Origin of the sequence: Kribbella sp. NPDC000426 (genome assembly GCF_040300265.1) — a bacterium.
Lineage (GTDB): Bacteria > Actinomycetota > Actinomycetes > Propionibacteriales > Kribbellaceae > Kribbella.
The window spans coordinates 531,830-545,411 of sequence record NZ_JBEPDK010000007.1 but is presented as its reverse complement, the minus strand read 5'-3'; the positions used below and the strand labels follow the sequence as shown (position 1 = coordinate 545,411).

The following is a 13,582-nucleotide window of genomic DNA, read 5'->3' as shown; positions in this document are numbered from 1 at the left end:
GACCAACTATCGGGCGAACTCCACATATTTGCCCAGCACGTAGTCCCATCCCGTGTCGTAGCCGATGCGCGCCCGAGCGCCGTCGCCGCGGCGTTCCCAGCCGGCGTGCACCAGTTGTACTTCGGTGCCGTCGTCGGTCGGGCTGAACGTGACCGTCACCTGTCCCGCCTCGTCCGGGTCGCCGCCCGGGTGCCAGCTGAAGCCGACCTTCGCCGGCGGATCCCAGTCCGACACCGTGCCCCAGGTCGCGAGCTCGCCCTCGGCGCCGTACTCGACGATGCGGCCGCCGACGGCGCCTTCGAGACGGACCTCGCTTGCTGCGGCCTCGCCGACCGAGTGGCTGAACAGCGGCCACCAGGCCGACGTCTCCGCGGTGAATGCCTCGAACGCCCGCTCGACGCCGACCGGCACCACAACCGTCTTCACCAAGGGTGAGATGTCTTGCTCCACAGTCATTTCCGTTCCTCCTCGGTCCGCCTGACGTGGTCGGCGTACGCATCGAGCGTGTCGCCCCAGAACCGGTCGAGCCAGCTGCGCAGCTCGTCCAGACCGGACTGGTGCACCCGGTAGATGTTCCGGGTGCCGCGCGACTCGTGCCGCACCAGACCGACCGCCCCGAGCACCTTCAGGTGCTGCGAGATCGCGGGACGGCTGACGGGCACGCGCTCGGCCAGCACCCCGACCGAGCACGGCCCGCCGGTCCGCAATGTCTCGAGAATCACCCGCCGCGTCGGGTCCCCGAGCGCATCCAGCACCGGCCCCGCCGCTTCGAGTGATCCGTAAGTACCCACGAACGGTAAGTTGCCACTAACGGACCGAGGAGTCAAGCCTCAGTTGAACGGATCGAGGATCAGGCCGGCCTGTTGCGGGTTGCCGTCGTGGACGAGGGCTTCGTGGTTGCCGACGTCGTCGAAGGCGAAGCCGTAGGCACGGCCGTCGGCCATCTGGGCGTGGATGTTCTTGGAGTACTGGTTGGTGACGGCGTCCTGGTAGAAGTTGGCGTCGCTGGAGTCGGGTTGGTTGGGATTGGTGAGCAGCGTGGAGCGGTTGTAGCCCGCGCAGAGCGTGCGGGAGATCGGGCCGCGGACCTGGTCGTTCGGAGCGTCGAGCAGGTTGAAGCAGCCGAACACGCTGGCCGAGTCAGGCTTCTGGAACGACGTGACGACCGCGCCGGAACTGTTGGTGAAGTTCATGACGTTGCCGGACACGCGGCCGAAGTACTTCGTGTTGGGCTGGTCGCCGAACGGCGTGACGGTCAGCGTCTCCGAGCTGTACTTCGACCAGACCCGGTTGATGTAGTCGTCCATCGCGCTCGCGGGCAATACGCCGGTCTCGACGCCGTACAGCGGGGAGAGTGCTCGCAGTACCGAGCCGTCGGGGGCCTTCTGGATCAGGCCGCCCCAGCCGCTGGCGTTGAGCGCGTTGTAGACGGAGTTGTAGCCGCCCGCCTTCAGGTGGCCGGTCGTGTTCCCGTTCACGCTCACGGCGTACGGCGCGGAGAACATGTCCACCTGGGTGCTGTTGATCCACAGCCCGCCGTCGTTGAGCGTGTACTCCGACCAGCTGAACAGGATGTTCCGGTTGGGGTCGCTCGGGTTCTGCACAGCGGGCTGCACCAGGCCGCCCGTGGTCAGTTTGAAGACGAGCTTCTGGCCGTACGAGAAGTAGACCCGGCCGGAGAACTTCGGCATCTGGATCGTGACGGACTGCCCGTTCGACGGCCCGGTGATCGACGCGTCCGGCGCCGGGGTAGGCGGGTTGCCGCCTGCCGGCCAGGCGTGGAAGACGCCTGAAGCATCGGCCCAGCCCTGCTGGCCGGTGGCCAGGTTCGTGCCCAGGTTGTAGATGTACACCGCGTCGCCGCGGCCCGAGTTGTTCGTGATCGTCAACGGGATCGTCGCCGGTACCGCAGCCTCCGCCGGCCGGTCCGCGTGCGCCGACAGCACACCGGCGACGGTCGCGGCGGCCGCGGCGACAGCCAGCATTCGCGTTCTGAACCGCATGGTTCCTCCTCACGTCGGCCCCCCGAGAGAGCGCTCTCATCGTGTCGTGAGGTGACCACCGACTGTCAACAGCCCACCACTGTCGGCTTTCCGACAATCATCTAGCCGGCCTGCGTGGGCGGCCAATGTCTGGTGGGTTGCGGGTCCTCGATGGCCAGGAATTCGGGCGCGGTGAGCGGTCGGACGGAGGCCTCGATCGACTCCATCGCGGTCAGCTCGGACTCGGTGACGTGCAGGTCGCGGAGCTTGCGTGCGGTGATGAACACGCGGCGCTCGAACGAACCGACCGTACCGTTGTAGGCCTCGACCGCGGACGTGAGCGATCGACCGACCCGGCCGAGGTGTTCGCCCATCGTGCTGAGCCGCTCGTACAGCTCCCGGCCGAGCTCGAACACCTGCTGCGCCGATTCGGTCAGCGCCGACTGGTTCCACGCGTACGCCGCCGCGCGCAGTGTCGCGATCAGCGTCGTCGGCGTCGCCAGGATCACGCGGCGCTCAGCGGCGTACTCCAGCAGGGACGGCTCGATGTCGAGGGCCGCGGACAGGAACGACTCACCGGGCACGAACAGGATGACGAACTCGGGGGACGGCGACAGTCGCGTCCAGTACGCCTTCGACGCGAGTTGATCGACATGCGTCCGCAGATGGCGGGCATGCGCACGCAACCGATCCTCGCGGTACGCCGCGTCGTCGGACTCGCTCGCATCGAGGAACGCGGCCAGCGGGACCTTCGAGTCGACGACGATGTTCTTGCCCTCGGCAAGCCGCACGACCAGGTCGGGCCGCAGGACGCCGTCCTCGCCGAACGTCGTCGTCTGCTCGGTGAAGTCGCAGTGCGCGACCATGCCGGCCAGCTCGACGGTACGGCGCAGGTGCAGCTCGCCCCACCGTCCGCGGACCTGGGGTTTTCGCAGCGCGGTCGACAGCGACGCCGTCTCGCGACGCAACGCCTCGCCGCTCATCCGCACCTCATTGACCTGTTGATGCAGCTGGCTCTGCCAGGCGGCGCGGCCCTTCTCGAGCTGGTTCAGCTGTGCGTGCAGGCGATCGAGCGCATCCTTGACGACGGCCTGCCCGCCCATCTGCTGGCCGACAGACGTCCGCTCCTGGGTCAGCTCGACCACGCGATCCTCGGCCGCGTCCCGCTCGGCCGTGATTCGCGCGAGCTTGGCGCCGTCGCGCCCGCGCACCCACAACACCCCGAAGGCAGCACCCAGCAGCAGCCCCACCGCGAGGAAGAGCAGCATCAACAACACCGTCGTACCGGACATGTCACTGATAGTGCCGAAGCCCACCGACAGTTTCTGCGAACTACGCCTGCTGCCGGGGTGTCGCCTCGATGATGAACGACTGGCCGGCCGTCGGAACGACGTCGCTGAGACCGAGGCCGGCGGCGGCGAACAACGCCTCGTACTGATCGGTGGTGCGTTCCCGCCCGCCGGTCATGATCAACATGTTGAGGTCGGAGAACGCCGTACCGACGGGGTCGGGGGAGCGGTCGAGGAGTTGTTCCACGAGGAGTACGCGGCCGTCGGCGGGCAGCGCGCGGCGGCAGGTGCGGAGGATCTCGACCGACTCGGCATCCGCCCAGTCGTGGATCACCGACTTCAGCACCATCGCGTCACCGGCCGGGACGCTCTCGAAGAAGTTGCCTCCGACGACTTTGCAGCGCGCCGCGACACCGGATTCCGCGAGCAGTTCGTCCGCACCGGCCACCACGTCGGGCTGGTCGAACAAGACCCCGCTGACTGACGGATTGCGCTCGAGGATCCTGGTCAGCAGCCGGCCGCGGCCTCCGCCGATGTCGACCACGGTGCGGTAGCGGCTGAAGTCGTACGCCGCGGGAACCGCGTCGGCCACCGCGTCCGACCTGGACGTCATCGCCGCGTCGAACGCCGCCTGCTCGTCCGGATGCTTCGCGCGGTACTCCCACACCGGCTCGCCATGCACGGCGGGGAAGGCCGTCTCACCGGTACGGATGCTCTCTTCGAGCCCGGTATAGGCCTCCCAGTGCGACCCGGTGCCGATGAACCGGGCCCAACCGGCAGCCGAGTGCGGTGCGTCGACCCGCAGCGCCGCGCCGAGCTCCGTGTTGGCGAAGGCGTCACCGTCGGCCGAGTAGAGGCCGAGTGCGGTGAGCGCGTGCATGAGCCGGCCCAACGCCTCTTCGTCGGCGTTGGTCGCCGAGGCGAGCTCGGACAGGCTCTTCGGGCTGGTGGCGAGCAGGTCGCTGAGTCCCAGCCGGGCGGCGACGTGGATCGCCTGTGTCACCTGGTACCCGCTGGCCAGGCGATGCAGCTCCCGTGAAGCATCCATGGCGCATTCTGCGCCGACGGCGGTCAGCAGTCCATGGCTGGGAAGCTGTAGCCCTGGGCCTTCAGTAGCGGAAGAACCTTGTCGAGGGCCGCGACCGTCTGGGCGCGGTTCCCGCCGCCGTCGTGCATCAGGATGATGTTGTGGTTGTGCGCGTGGGTCATGATGTTGTGCACGATCGCGTTCGTCCCGGGACGGGCCCAGTCGCGCGGGTCGACGTCCCAGAGCACCTGGACCATCCCGGCGGCCTTGATGTCGGCGCGGACCTTCGGGTTCGAGGCGCCGTACGGCGGGCGGAAGCAGGTCGAGTGCGGTCCGTCGAAGATCTCGTGGTGCCGCTTGGCCGGTGAGATCGCGGTCAGCTGCGGGTGCGTGATCGAGTGGCTGCCGATTGTGTTGCCGGCGGCAAGCACCTGCTCGCGCAGACCCGGGTGCGCGGCCTGCATCGCGCCGAGCTCGAAGAACGTGGCGTGTGCGCCGTACTTCGCGAGCACCTGCAGCACCTTCGGCGTCCACAGCGGGTCCGGTCCGTCGTCGAAGCTGAAGAACAGCACCTTTTTGTTGCCTATGGCAAACGCTGCGGTCGGGTCCGGCGCCGGCTTGCGCGGTGTCGACGGCGGTGCGTTCAGCGTCGGTGTGTCGGTCGGTGTCGGCGACGGCGTGGCGGACCTCGTGGTCTGCGTGGTTGCCGCGGTCGTTTCCGGCTGGCGTTGGTGGCCGAGCGCCAGGACCAGTAGCGATCCGACGACGACGGCCAGCGCCACACCGGTCGCGACGAAGGCGGCAAGCTTTCGCGACATCATGCTCCCCTTGCAGATCGGGCGGTTGTTCCCCAGCAACAGCTCCCCCTCAGGAGCCTCACACCACTGAAGACGCCTTACCCGTCAGCAGGGTTGGCATCGCGATGTTGCGGTGCGATCTCGACTGTTGCGGTCGTGCCACGGTGGTACAGCCGGCCCTCGAGCGACTTCACGCTGGCGACCAGCACGAAGCTCATGCTGACCAGCAACGACCACGCGCCGAACTTCGCCGGGTGCACGAGATGCCACACGTTGACCTGGTCGGGGTAGTTCCACGCGTCGAGGAACGTGCCGGCGTTCTCGGCGATCCAGAGGAAGAACCCGATCAGCGCGAACGAGACGGCGAGCGGCATCCGGTACCGGCGTACGCCGACGGTGAAGAAGACCCAGGTACGGCGCAGCACGATCAGCAGACCGAGCGCGATCGGGATGCGCAGGTCGGGGAGCCATTGGTGGGTGAAGAAGTTCGCGTAGATCAGGACCGCGAAGATCGTGGTCAGGAACGGGCGGTAGTTGCTGACCCGCAGGTCGAACCGTCGCCAGGCCTGACACAGGTAGCTGCCGACGGCGGCGTACATGAAACCGGCGAACAGCGGTACGCCGGCGATCTTCGTCACGGCGTCGCCCGGGTACTGCCAGGAGCCGACGCGGACCTTGAAGAGCTCCAGCCCGAGGCCGACCAGGTGGAACCCGAAGATCACCGCGACCTCGCGCCACGTCTCCAGGCGCACCACCCAGAACAGCAGGGTCAGGGCGATGCAGTAGATCAGCAAGGCGTCGTACCGCGCGATCGGCAGGTCGACGTACTTCGAGACGGCCAGGCCCGCGAACAGGAACGCCGGGAACAGGCAGGACACCAGTTCCAGGCAGCCGAACCGCAGGAATTGCAGGCAGCCGAACACGAAGCGTGAGGGAATCCCGATGCGATCCGTCCAAGTGGTCACAGACTGGAGACGTCGCTTGCTCGCCGCTGGTTGGGACGGATAAATGAACGGTTGGGGAGGTGTGGCGATGGATCCGAGGATTGTGTACGAGACCGACCGGCTGGTGGTGCGCGACTGGGTGGACACCGACGGCGACCGCGTGTTCGACATCTACCGGCGCTGGGAGGTGTCGCGCTGGCTCGGCGCCGCGCCGCGGGTGATGGCGGACCGGGACGCGGCCGGCCGCACGATCGAGCGCTGGAACGAGCGCAACCGCGACACGACGTACGGCGTCTGGGCCGTCGAGGAGCGGGCCAGCGGGGAGGTCGCCGGGACGGTGCTGCTGGTGCCGCTGCCCGAGCCGTCGGACGGGACCGCGAGCCGCGGCGAGGTCGAGGTCGGCTGGCATTTCCATCCCGACGCGTGGGGCCGCGGGCTGGCGACCGAGTCGGCGCGGGGCGCGATCTCGCACGGGTTCAAGTCCGGTCTGAGCGAGATCTACGCGGTCGTACGCCCCGACAACGTCGCCTCGCTGGCCGTCTGCGGGCGACTGGGCATGCGTCCGCTGGGCCGTGTCGACCGGTGGTACGGCGCTTCGCTGGAGGCCTTCGTGCTCTGACGATTGGGGTACTTCGGTGTTCGCCGCGTAACCTTGACGCCCGTGGCACTCACCATCGGAATCGTCGGGCTCCCCAATGCGGGCAAGTCCACCCTGTTCAATGCGCTGACCAAGAACGACGTGCTCGCCGCGAACTACCCGTTCGCGACCATCGAGCCGAACGTCGGGGTGGTCGGCGTACCGGATGCCCGGCTGGGCAAGCTGGCCGAGCTGTACGACTCCGCGAAGGTGATCCCCGCCACCGTCCAGTTCGTCGACATCGCCGGCATCGTCCGCGGCGCGTCGGAGGGTGAGGGGCTGGGCAACAAGTTCCTCAGCCACATCCGCGAGTCGGACGCGATCTGCCAGGTCACCCGGGTGTTCCGCGACGACGACGTCACCCATGTCGACGGCAAGGTCTCGCCGTCCGACGACATCTCCACGATCCAGACCGAACTGATCCTCGCCGACCTGCAGACCGTCGAGAAGGCGATCCCGCGGCTGGAGAAGGAAGCCCGGCTGAAGAAGGAATCGGTCGCCGTCCTCGACGCGGTCCGCGAGGCGCAGAAGCACCTCGAGGCCGGTACGCCGGTGATCGCGACCGACGTGGACCGCGACGCGATCCGCGAACTGATGCTGATGACCGCCAAGCCCTACCTGTACGTGTTCAACTGCGACGCCGACGAGCTCGCCGACGAGGCGTTGAAGCAGCAGATGCGGGACCTGGTCGCGCCGGCCGAGGCGATCTTCCTCGACGCGAAGTTCGAGGCCGAGCTGGTCGAGCTCGGCGACGAGGACGAGGCCCGCGAGATGCTCTCCGAGATGGGCATCGAGGAGCCCGGCCTCGACGTACTGGCCCGGGTCGGCTTCGACACGCTCGGCCTGCAGACGTACCTGACCGCCGGCCCGAAGGAATCCCGCGCCTGGACGATCAAGCGCGGCGCCACCGCCCCCGAAGCCGCCGGCGTCATCCACACCGACTTCCAGCGCGGCTTCATCAAGGCCGAGATCGTCTCCTACGACGACCTGATGACCGCCGGCTCCATGACCGCCGCCCGCTCCGCCGGCAAGGTCCGCATCGAAGGCAAGGACTACATCATGCAGGACGGCGACGTCGTGGAGTTCAGGTTCAACGTATAAGGAAAGAGGAGGGGGAGTTGGGGTGGGACGGCGACGTCGTGGGGTTCCGCTTCAACGTCTGACTGCTTCCATCGGTGACCAGTCCGCTTCGGCCGGCTCGTTCGGCGAAGCCAGGCCGGACAGCAGGATGTCGAGGTAGCGCCGGGTCTCGGTCACGAACTGTTGGAGCATCGGCATCACGTCGTACGTAGTGTCGCGGTAGGTCAGTTGAACCTTCATCGCCGGGCGCAGGATCAGCTGGCCGCTCATGCGAATCGGCGCTCCGGTGTGGATCGTCCCCAGCACCACGCCGTCACCGAACTTAATGTTCGAGGCCATCTCCACGCGCGGTACAGCCGAAGTGTCGGGATCCTCGTACTGGAACGAGCCGCTTACGTCCATGGCTTGCAGGTCGGCCGAGACTGTCAGGTTGTCGCGATGCTTGTCCTGGATGTCGAGGTCGTGGAGCATCGACAGCACCGACACGCTCCCGGACGGCATGTACGTGAACGGTTGCATGATCCGGAGCCGCTCTTGGAACTCTGGGCGGATGTCGCCAACCCAGTCGTTGAGTGCCTTCTCCCACTGCTTCTGTTCGGTGCAGATCGGGAAGGAAACCGACCTGGGGCGGGCAGGCTCGGTGTCGTTGAAATGCGCCATGCCCCACGCCATGGCATCGAACGCGCTTCGGAGGTTGTGGAGCGCGTCGCCGAGGTCGAGCGACCATTCGTGTTTGGGGATCCCTCTCGGAACTCGCGCGACCAGGTCGATCCCCAGAAGGTCCTCGCGCAGCACCCCATCGACCGAGACAGGGGCGCTGGAGTGCCATTCTGCGAACTTGGATTGCAGAAGCGCCAGGTGGGAGTTCCCTCGGCTCCACTTGAGATCCGGCCAGGTTGTGAAGTTGATGCCACCGATGAGCCGGATCGGCTCGGCGTACGGCGGTTGAGCGTCTTCTTCGGTGGCATCCTCTAGCACGGAATGAAGCATGGCAGGCGGCACCGACAAGCCGTGACGAGCTCGCCGTACCGCCCGGCGTTCGGCAGAGTGCTACCTCAACGTGTTGGACTTACTGGCATGGCAGATCTGGGGAACTTCGAAGAGGCTTACGACCAGGCCGAGGCTGCTTATATCGGTGGGTTGCGCGCGGGGCTTGGGAGGGATGAGCTGGGCCGGTTGGCTGGGGTGGTTGCGGGTGCGGCTGGTGAGTTCAATGCGGAGGCGTTTCGGAGTCTTCGGACGGCGTCCGGTGAGGATCGGGAGGAGCTGGATCGGCTGACGGATCTCACTGAGACGCTTAGTGAGCTCTGGGCCGAGGTGCACTCCGCCTATCTAGGTCAGTAGTTGTTGTAGTTGGTCGGGGACTGTCAGGTCGGGGATTTCTGACTGTTTGTCGGTGATCGCGCGGCGGAGGAGCTGCAGGTCGAGGGGCGCGTGGGCGAGGGTCGCGTCGATCCGGGCGGCTTGGTGGCGGGCGATCATCGTGGCGAGTTGTACCTCGATGGGGACGGTCGGGATGGGCTGGCCGTGGCAGGTGAGGGTTTGGCGTTCGCGCCATACGAGCGGGCTTCGGGTTTCGACCAGCAGCTCGGCGGTGGCGGGAGCGTCGATGTGGGCCAGCTCGACCTTCACCTGGTTGATCATCCAGCGGCCGAAGTACCAGCGCTCGCCCGCATCGCCCCACTCGAGGGTCGGCTGGGCGAGCGTGCTGAACCACAGGCTCGGATCAGGCGGCTCGGGCGGGGTCGGCAGGACTGTTGCCGCGTGGGTGATGTCGTCTGGCGTGCGTACGGCGATGTCGATGTCGCCCGGGACGATCGCGACCCCGCGAAGCGCCGTCGCCGCGCTGCCGAGGAGCATCCACTCGATGCGGGCGCCGTTCAGGGCCTCGGCGACGGTCGCCAGCGTGGTCGTCCACATGGTTGGTGAAGGTAGCTGCCCCCGCCGACATTCTCCGGCAGGATGACGTGCGTGCTTACTCCTATCCTGGCGACCTCGGATCCGTATGCGGCTGCTGATGAGTTCGTGGCGAGCGGGTGGAGGCTGGCGTACTCGACGCCGAAGGACTCCGGGGATCCGATGGCTGTGGTGGAGTTACGCGGCGGACAGGTGATGCTCGGGGTGGACTCGGAGCAGTTCCTGCCGGCTGAGGCGCGGGACCATCGCGGGGCGGGCGTCCAGTTCTACGTCGAAGTGCCTGCGGACGCGATCGACGACGTACATGCCGCCCACCAACACCCAGGCCCCATCGAGCAACGCGCGTGGGGCGTGCGGTCGTTCGTCGTGAAGCTCGCCGGCTACAACTTCATGATCGCGACCGAACAGGGCTGACGCTCAGTGCGATTCTGCGACTTGCTGGGCGGCTTCGCGGACGAGGGTTTTTAGTTCTGGGGGTTCTAGGACTATGGCGGCGCCGGCTTGGGCTAGGACTGCGGATTGGGCTTCTTGGGGGTTTTCGAGGTCGGTGTGGATGATCCACCAGCCGTTGGGGGCGGGGAGCATGGGGTGGGTGGGGCGGAAGCGGCGTACTGCGTGGTCTCGGACTTTGAGGGTGGTGGGGTAGGAGGGGCGGGAGGCCTGGAACTCTCGTTGGGACTGGGTCCAGTAGGTGGCCAGGTCGAAGTCCGCCGGTCTGGTGAAGGGGGTGGTGGTGAGGGTAGCTGAGGTTAGGCGGGAGAGGCGGAAGGTGCGGAGGCGGCCGTCGGTGCGGGCTGCTACCAGGTACCAGGTGCGGGCCTTGGCTACTAAGCCCAAGGGGGAGACGGGGAAGGGTGAGGTGCCGTCGGCGTAGGTGATCGACAGGTGCAGTTCTTCCCACAGGGCTTGGCGGCAGAGGTCTAGCCAGCGGGGGGTTTCGCGGCGGTCGTCCCAGCCGGCGTGGTCGATGAGGAGGCGTTGGCGGGCGTACTCCGCTTCGCGGCGCGTGCCCTCAGGGAGGGAAGCGATCAGCTTGCTGACGGCCTGATCGCTCGAGGCGTCGAGGCCCAGGTCGGCCAGCACGTGCGCCGTCGCGCCGACGAAGACGGACATGACTTCCGACGGGGTGAGGCCGGTCATCCGTGTGCGGTAGTCGGGCAGCAGCGCCCACCCGCCACCGCGCCCGCGGATCGAGTACACGGGAACGCCGGCGAGGCTCAGTACCTCGAGATCGCGCTGGATCGTGCGCGGCGAGACCCCGAGCGCGGCGGAGAGCTGCGCGACCGTCGACTGTCCGCGCGTCTGCAGGTGCAGAAGCAGTCGGAGGAGCCGTTCGGCACGCATCCACCGATCATCTCAGGAAAATAAGCCACTTACGGGCGTCTTTTCTTCCTACCGTCGGGCGCATGACTGCCGTCGAAGTCGAAAACCTCTCGATGTCCTACAAAGCTCCGGTCCGCAAGGGGGGTCTCCGGGCCGCGCTCGGCTCGCTGGTCAAACGCGAGTACAAGACGGTCCAGGCCCTCGACCAGGTCTCGTTCACGATCGCGCCGGGCCAGGTGTCCGGCTTCATCGGCCCGAACGGCGCCGGCAAGACCACGACGATGAAGATCCTGTCCGGGATCCTGCACCCGACCGGCGGCGACGTCCGCGTCCTCGGCACGATCCCGTGGCAACGCCGCTCCGCCTTCCTCAAGCGCATCGCGTTCGTCCGAGGCAGCCAGCCGGTGGGCGGATCGCAGGAACTGACCGTGATGGACTCCCTCGAGTACCAGCGTCTGCTGTACGACGTCCCGCGCCCCACGTTCCGCCGTACGCTCGCCGACCTCGAGGCTCTCCTCGATCTCGAACCCCTGCTGGAACGGCAACTCCGCGCCCTCAGCCTCGGCGAACGGATGCGCGTCGGCCTCGCGATGGCGCTGATCTACCGCCCCGAGGTGCTGTTCCTCGACGAGCCGACGATCGGCCTCGACGTCAGCGCCGCCAGCCAGATCCGCGAGTTCGTCTCCGAGTACGTCGAGCAGACCGGCGCGACAGTCCTCCTGACCAGCCACTACATGGCCGACGTCGCAACCCTGTGCCCGCGGCTGATCCTGATCGACCACGGCAAGGTCCAGTACGACGGCCCGCTCGCGGAGCTGTCCGCCCGGTTGTCGCCGTACAAGCTGATCCGGATCTCCACCCAGGGCGATCCGGCCGCGTTCGGCGAGGTGGTCGAGAAGGCCGACGGGCAGTGGGTACTGCGGGTGCCGCGCGACGAGGTGGCGGCGACGACCGGACGGTTGCTGCAGGCAATGGAAGTCGTGGATCTCGCCGTCGAGGAGCCGCCGTTGGAGAAGGTCATCGACCAGGCCTATCGCGAGGGGTTGCGATGAGAACCGCAGTCCTGCTGGGATTCCGGCTCCGGCAGGAGGTGCTGGAGTGGTCGGGCGCGTGGTGGTTCCTGCTGACGCTCGTGGTTCAGGCGGTCGTCGCGCCGCTGATCGGATTGTTCGTGTGGTCCGCCGTCTACCCGGACGATCCAACCATCGGGCGGTACTACGTCGCGATCATCCTCGTGACGTTGATGACGGAGTCGTTCGAGCAGCACACGTTCTCCGAGCGGATCTACGACGGGACGCTGAGCCACGAGCTGCTCCGCCCGCAACCGGTCGTGATCGGCGTCATCGGGATGAACCTCGCGATCCGCGCGTGGCTGACGTTGCTCGGGGCACCGATCGTGCTGCTGACCGGGATCGCGTTGCAGGTCGGATTCGAATGGTCGGCGGTGGTGCGGAGTACGCCGTACATCCTGCTCGCCGCGGTCCTCGTGTTCCTGTGGACGTTCCTGCTGGCGCTGACCGCATTCTGGACCGATCGCGTGCATGCGGTGGTCGGCTTCGGGAGTCAGCTGACGTTCCTGCTCGGCGGTACGGCGGCGCCGATCGCGCTGCTGCCGGATGCGTGGCGCCGGGTGGCCGAGGTGCTGCCGTTCTACGGCATGAATGGTCTGCCGGCCGAGATCGCTTCCGGCGGCCGGGGTTCGCTGGGTTATCAACTGATCTGGGTGGTGGTGCTGGTGCTCGTGGTCACGGTCGTTTGGCGGATCGGCGTACGGCGGTACACGGCGGTGGGATCGTGAAGCTGCTGCGGCTGGTGGGTGTGGGGTTCTCGATGGCGCTGCGGCGGAGTGTGGCGTTCCGGGTCAACCTGGTCTTCGACGTACTGCTGGCGTTCACCGGCCTTGGTACGGCGGTGGCCGCGGTGCTGATCGTGTTCACGCGGGCGGACAGCCTGGCGGGCTGGTCGAAGGCGGAGTTCCTGGTGCTGATAGGGACGTATCAGCTGATCACCGGGTTGCGTGGGACGTTCATCGATCCGAACCTGTCGTGGTTCCCGGAGACCGGGATCCGGAACGGGAAGCTCGACGGGTATTTGTTGCAGCCGGCATCGAGTCTGTTCCTGGCCAGCTTGTCGTTGTCCTCGCCGCTGGCGCTGATCCAGTTCGTGCTGGGCCTCGGTGTGCTCGGTTGGGGGATCGCTGGTCAGCCGCTGAGCGTGGCCGGGGTGGTCAGTTGGCTGGTGCTTGTCGTGGCGGGGCTGGTCGTGACGTGGGCGCTGAGTGTGCTGCTCGCATGCCTGGCGTTCTGGGCGCCGAAGCTGCAGCTGGATGTGTTCTTCCACTCCGCGTGGCAGCTCGGCCGCTACCCGACCGACGTCTTCGCCCGCCCGATCCGCGTCGTCCTCACCTATGTGTTCCCGATGGCGCTGATCGCCTCGGTCCCGTCGGCCGCGTTGCTGCGCGGACCGCGGGTGGGCGTGGTCGCAGCTGGGGTCCTTGCAGCCATCGGTGCGGCCGCGCTGGCAGGACTTGCGTGGCGACGGGGGTTGCGGCGCTACACCGGAGCGACGTCCTGAAATGCGTTCGCC

General features: G+C 67.3%; 17 protein-coding genes. 7 read left to right on the top strand and 10 right to left on the bottom strand.

Annotation, left to right across the window (positions count from 1 at the left end; all coding sequences use genetic code 11):
- Positions 1–6: 6 nt before the first annotated feature.
- The 7 genes from ABT313_RS34235 to ABT313_RS34205 form a co-directional block, all read right to left on the bottom strand.
- Positions 7–456, bottom strand: a complete 450-nt coding sequence (locus ABT313_RS34235; RefSeq protein WP_350862341.1) for an SRPBCC domain-containing protein — start codon at positions 454–456, stop codon at positions 7–9.
- Entirely contained in the window at positions 453–791 is a 339-nt protein-coding gene (locus tag ABT313_RS34230) for an ArsR/SmtB family transcription factor (protein WP_350862339.1), read from the bottom strand. Before ABT313_RS34230 ends, ABT313_RS34235 begins: the two co-directional genes overlap by 4 nt.
- Before the next feature lie 39 nt (positions 792–830).
- Entirely contained in the window at positions 831–2,003 is a 1,173-nt protein-coding gene (locus ABT313_RS34225) for a glycoside hydrolase family 64 protein (RefSeq protein WP_350862337.1), read from the bottom strand.
- 101 nt (positions 2,004–2,104) lie between these two features.
- Positions 2,105–3,274, bottom strand: a complete 1,170-nt coding sequence (locus tag ABT313_RS34220) for a DNA recombination protein RmuC (RefSeq protein WP_350862335.1) — start codon at positions 3,272–3,274, stop codon at positions 2,105–2,107.
- Positions 3,275–3,314: 40 nt separating this feature from the next.
- Positions 3,315–4,319 (bottom strand): methyltransferase, encoded by a 1,005-nt coding sequence (locus tag ABT313_RS34215; protein WP_350862333.1) that lies wholly within the window; start codon positions 4,317–4,319, stop codon positions 3,315–3,317.
- Positions 4,320–4,342: 23 nt separating this feature from the next.
- A complete protein-coding gene (locus ABT313_RS34210; protein WP_350862331.1) occupies positions 4,343–5,116 on the bottom strand; it encodes a polysaccharide deacetylase family protein in 774 nt (257 codons plus the stop codon).
- Between the two features lie 77 nt (positions 5,117–5,193).
- Positions 5,194–6,060: a DUF817 domain-containing protein gene (locus ABT313_RS34205; protein WP_350862329.1), complete on the bottom strand. Its 867-nt coding sequence runs from the start codon at positions 6,058–6,060 to the stop codon at positions 5,194–5,196.
- 67 nt (positions 6,061–6,127) lie between these two features.
- Here ABT313_RS34205 and ABT313_RS34200 point away from each other — a divergent pair, with 67 nt between their 5' ends.
- Both ABT313_RS34200 and ychF read left to right on the top strand, forming a co-directional pair.
- Positions 6,128–6,658 (top strand): GNAT family N-acetyltransferase, encoded by a 531-nt coding sequence (locus ABT313_RS34200; protein ID WP_350862327.1) that lies wholly within the window; start codon positions 6,128–6,130, stop codon positions 6,656–6,658.
- A gap of 42 nt (positions 6,659–6,700) precedes the next feature.
- Complete coding sequence (gene ychF / locus ABT313_RS34195) at positions 6,701–7,777, top strand: redox-regulated ATPase YchF (RefSeq protein WP_350862325.1); 1,077 nt, start codon at positions 6,701–6,703, stop codon at positions 7,775–7,777.
- Positions 7,778–7,828: 51 nt separating this feature from the next.
- Here ychF and ABT313_RS34190 read toward each other — a convergent pair whose 3' ends face one another.
- Entirely contained in the window at positions 7,829–8,734 is a 906-nt protein-coding gene (locus ABT313_RS34190) for a hypothetical protein (RefSeq protein WP_350862323.1), read from the bottom strand.
- A gap of 99 nt (positions 8,735–8,833) precedes the next feature.
- Between ABT313_RS34190 and ABT313_RS34185 the strand changes: the two genes are divergently transcribed.
- On the top strand, positions 8,834–9,100 hold the full coding sequence (locus ABT313_RS34185) for a hypothetical protein (protein ID WP_350862321.1): 267 nt from the start codon (positions 8,834–8,836) through the stop codon (positions 9,098–9,100).
- On the opposite strand, the gene ABT313_RS34180 is transcribed toward ABT313_RS34185, so the two are convergent.
- Positions 9,089–9,676, bottom strand: coding sequence for a nucleotidyltransferase family protein (locus tag ABT313_RS34180; RefSeq protein ID WP_350862319.1), 588 nt, complete (start codon positions 9,674–9,676; stop codon positions 9,089–9,091). The two genes, ABT313_RS34185 and ABT313_RS34180, sit on opposite strands and share 12 nt — an antisense overlap.
- Before the next feature lie 51 nt (positions 9,677–9,727).
- On the opposite strand from ABT313_RS34180, the gene ABT313_RS34175 reads away from it, so the two are divergent.
- Entirely contained in the window at positions 9,728–10,087 is a 360-nt protein-coding gene (locus ABT313_RS34175; RefSeq protein WP_350862317.1) for a hypothetical protein, read from the top strand.
- A gap of 3 nt (positions 10,088–10,090) precedes the next feature.
- On the opposite strand, the gene ABT313_RS34170 is transcribed toward ABT313_RS34175, so the two are convergent.
- Complete coding sequence (locus ABT313_RS34170) at positions 10,091–11,017, bottom strand: helix-turn-helix transcriptional regulator (RefSeq protein WP_350862315.1); 927 nt, start codon at positions 11,015–11,017, stop codon at positions 10,091–10,093.
- Between the two features lie 62 nt (positions 11,018–11,079).
- On the opposite strand from ABT313_RS34170, the gene ABT313_RS34165 reads away from it, so the two are divergent.
- The 3 genes from ABT313_RS34165 to ABT313_RS34155 are packed head-to-tail and all read left to right on the top strand — an operon-like array spanning position 11,080 to position 13,570.
- Positions 11,080–12,048: an ABC transporter ATP-binding protein gene (locus ABT313_RS34165; RefSeq protein ID WP_350862313.1), complete on the top strand. Its 969-nt coding sequence runs from the start codon at positions 11,080–11,082 to the stop codon at positions 12,046–12,048.
- Positions 12,045–12,794, top strand: a complete 750-nt coding sequence (locus ABT313_RS34160; RefSeq protein ID WP_350862311.1) for an ABC-2 family transporter protein — start codon at positions 12,045–12,047, stop codon at positions 12,792–12,794. Before ABT313_RS34165 ends, ABT313_RS34160 begins: the two co-directional genes overlap by 4 nt.
- Positions 12,791–13,570: an ABC-2 family transporter protein gene (locus tag ABT313_RS34155; RefSeq protein ID WP_350862309.1), complete on the top strand. Its 780-nt coding sequence runs from the start codon at positions 12,791–12,793 to the stop codon at positions 13,568–13,570. The genes ABT313_RS34160 and ABT313_RS34155 overlap by 4 nt, the downstream gene beginning before the upstream one ends.
- Positions 13,571–13,582: the final 12 nt, after the last annotated feature.

Excerpts from the sequence above, each read along its gene's own strand:
- ABT313_RS34160 (WP_350862311.1), top strand. The coding sequence starts at position 12,045 with ATGAGAACCGCAGTCCTGCTGGGATTCCGGCTCCGGCAGGAGGTGCTG.
- ABT313_RS34215 (WP_350862333.1), bottom strand. The coding sequence starts at position 4,319 with ATGGATGCTTCACGGGAGCTGCATCGCCTGGCCAGCGGGTACCAGGTG.
- ABT313_RS34235 (WP_350862341.1), bottom strand. The coding sequence starts at position 456 with ATGACTGTGGAGCAAGACATCTCACCCTTGGTGAAGACGGTTGTGGTG.
- ABT313_RS34225 (WP_350862337.1), bottom strand. The coding sequence starts at position 2,003 with ATGCGGTTCAGAACGCGAATGCTGGCTGTCGCCGCGGCCGCCGCGACC.
- ABT313_RS34170 (WP_350862315.1), bottom strand. The coding sequence starts at position 11,017 with ATGCGTGCCGAACGGCTCCTCCGACTGCTTCTGCACCTGCAGACGCGC.
- ABT313_RS34220 (WP_350862335.1), bottom strand. The coding sequence starts at position 3,274 with ATGTCCGGTACGACGGTGTTGTTGATGCTGCTCTTCCTCGCGGTGGGG.
- ABT313_RS34210 (WP_350862331.1), bottom strand. The coding sequence starts at position 5,116 with ATGTCGCGAAAGCTTGCCGCCTTCGTCGCGACCGGTGTGGCGCTGGCC.
- ABT313_RS34180 (WP_350862319.1), bottom strand. The coding sequence starts at position 9,676 with ATGTGGACGACCACGCTGGCGACCGTCGCCGAGGCCCTGAACGGCGCC.
- ABT313_RS34185 (WP_350862321.1), top strand. The coding sequence starts at position 8,834 with ATGGCAGATCTGGGGAACTTCGAAGAGGCTTACGACCAGGCCGAGGCT.
- ABT313_RS34200 (WP_350862327.1), top strand. The coding sequence starts at position 6,128 with ATGGATCCGAGGATTGTGTACGAGACCGACCGGCTGGTGGTGCGCGAC.
- ABT313_RS34165 (WP_350862313.1), top strand. The coding sequence starts at position 11,080 with ATGACTGCCGTCGAAGTCGAAAACCTCTCGATGTCCTACAAAGCTCCG.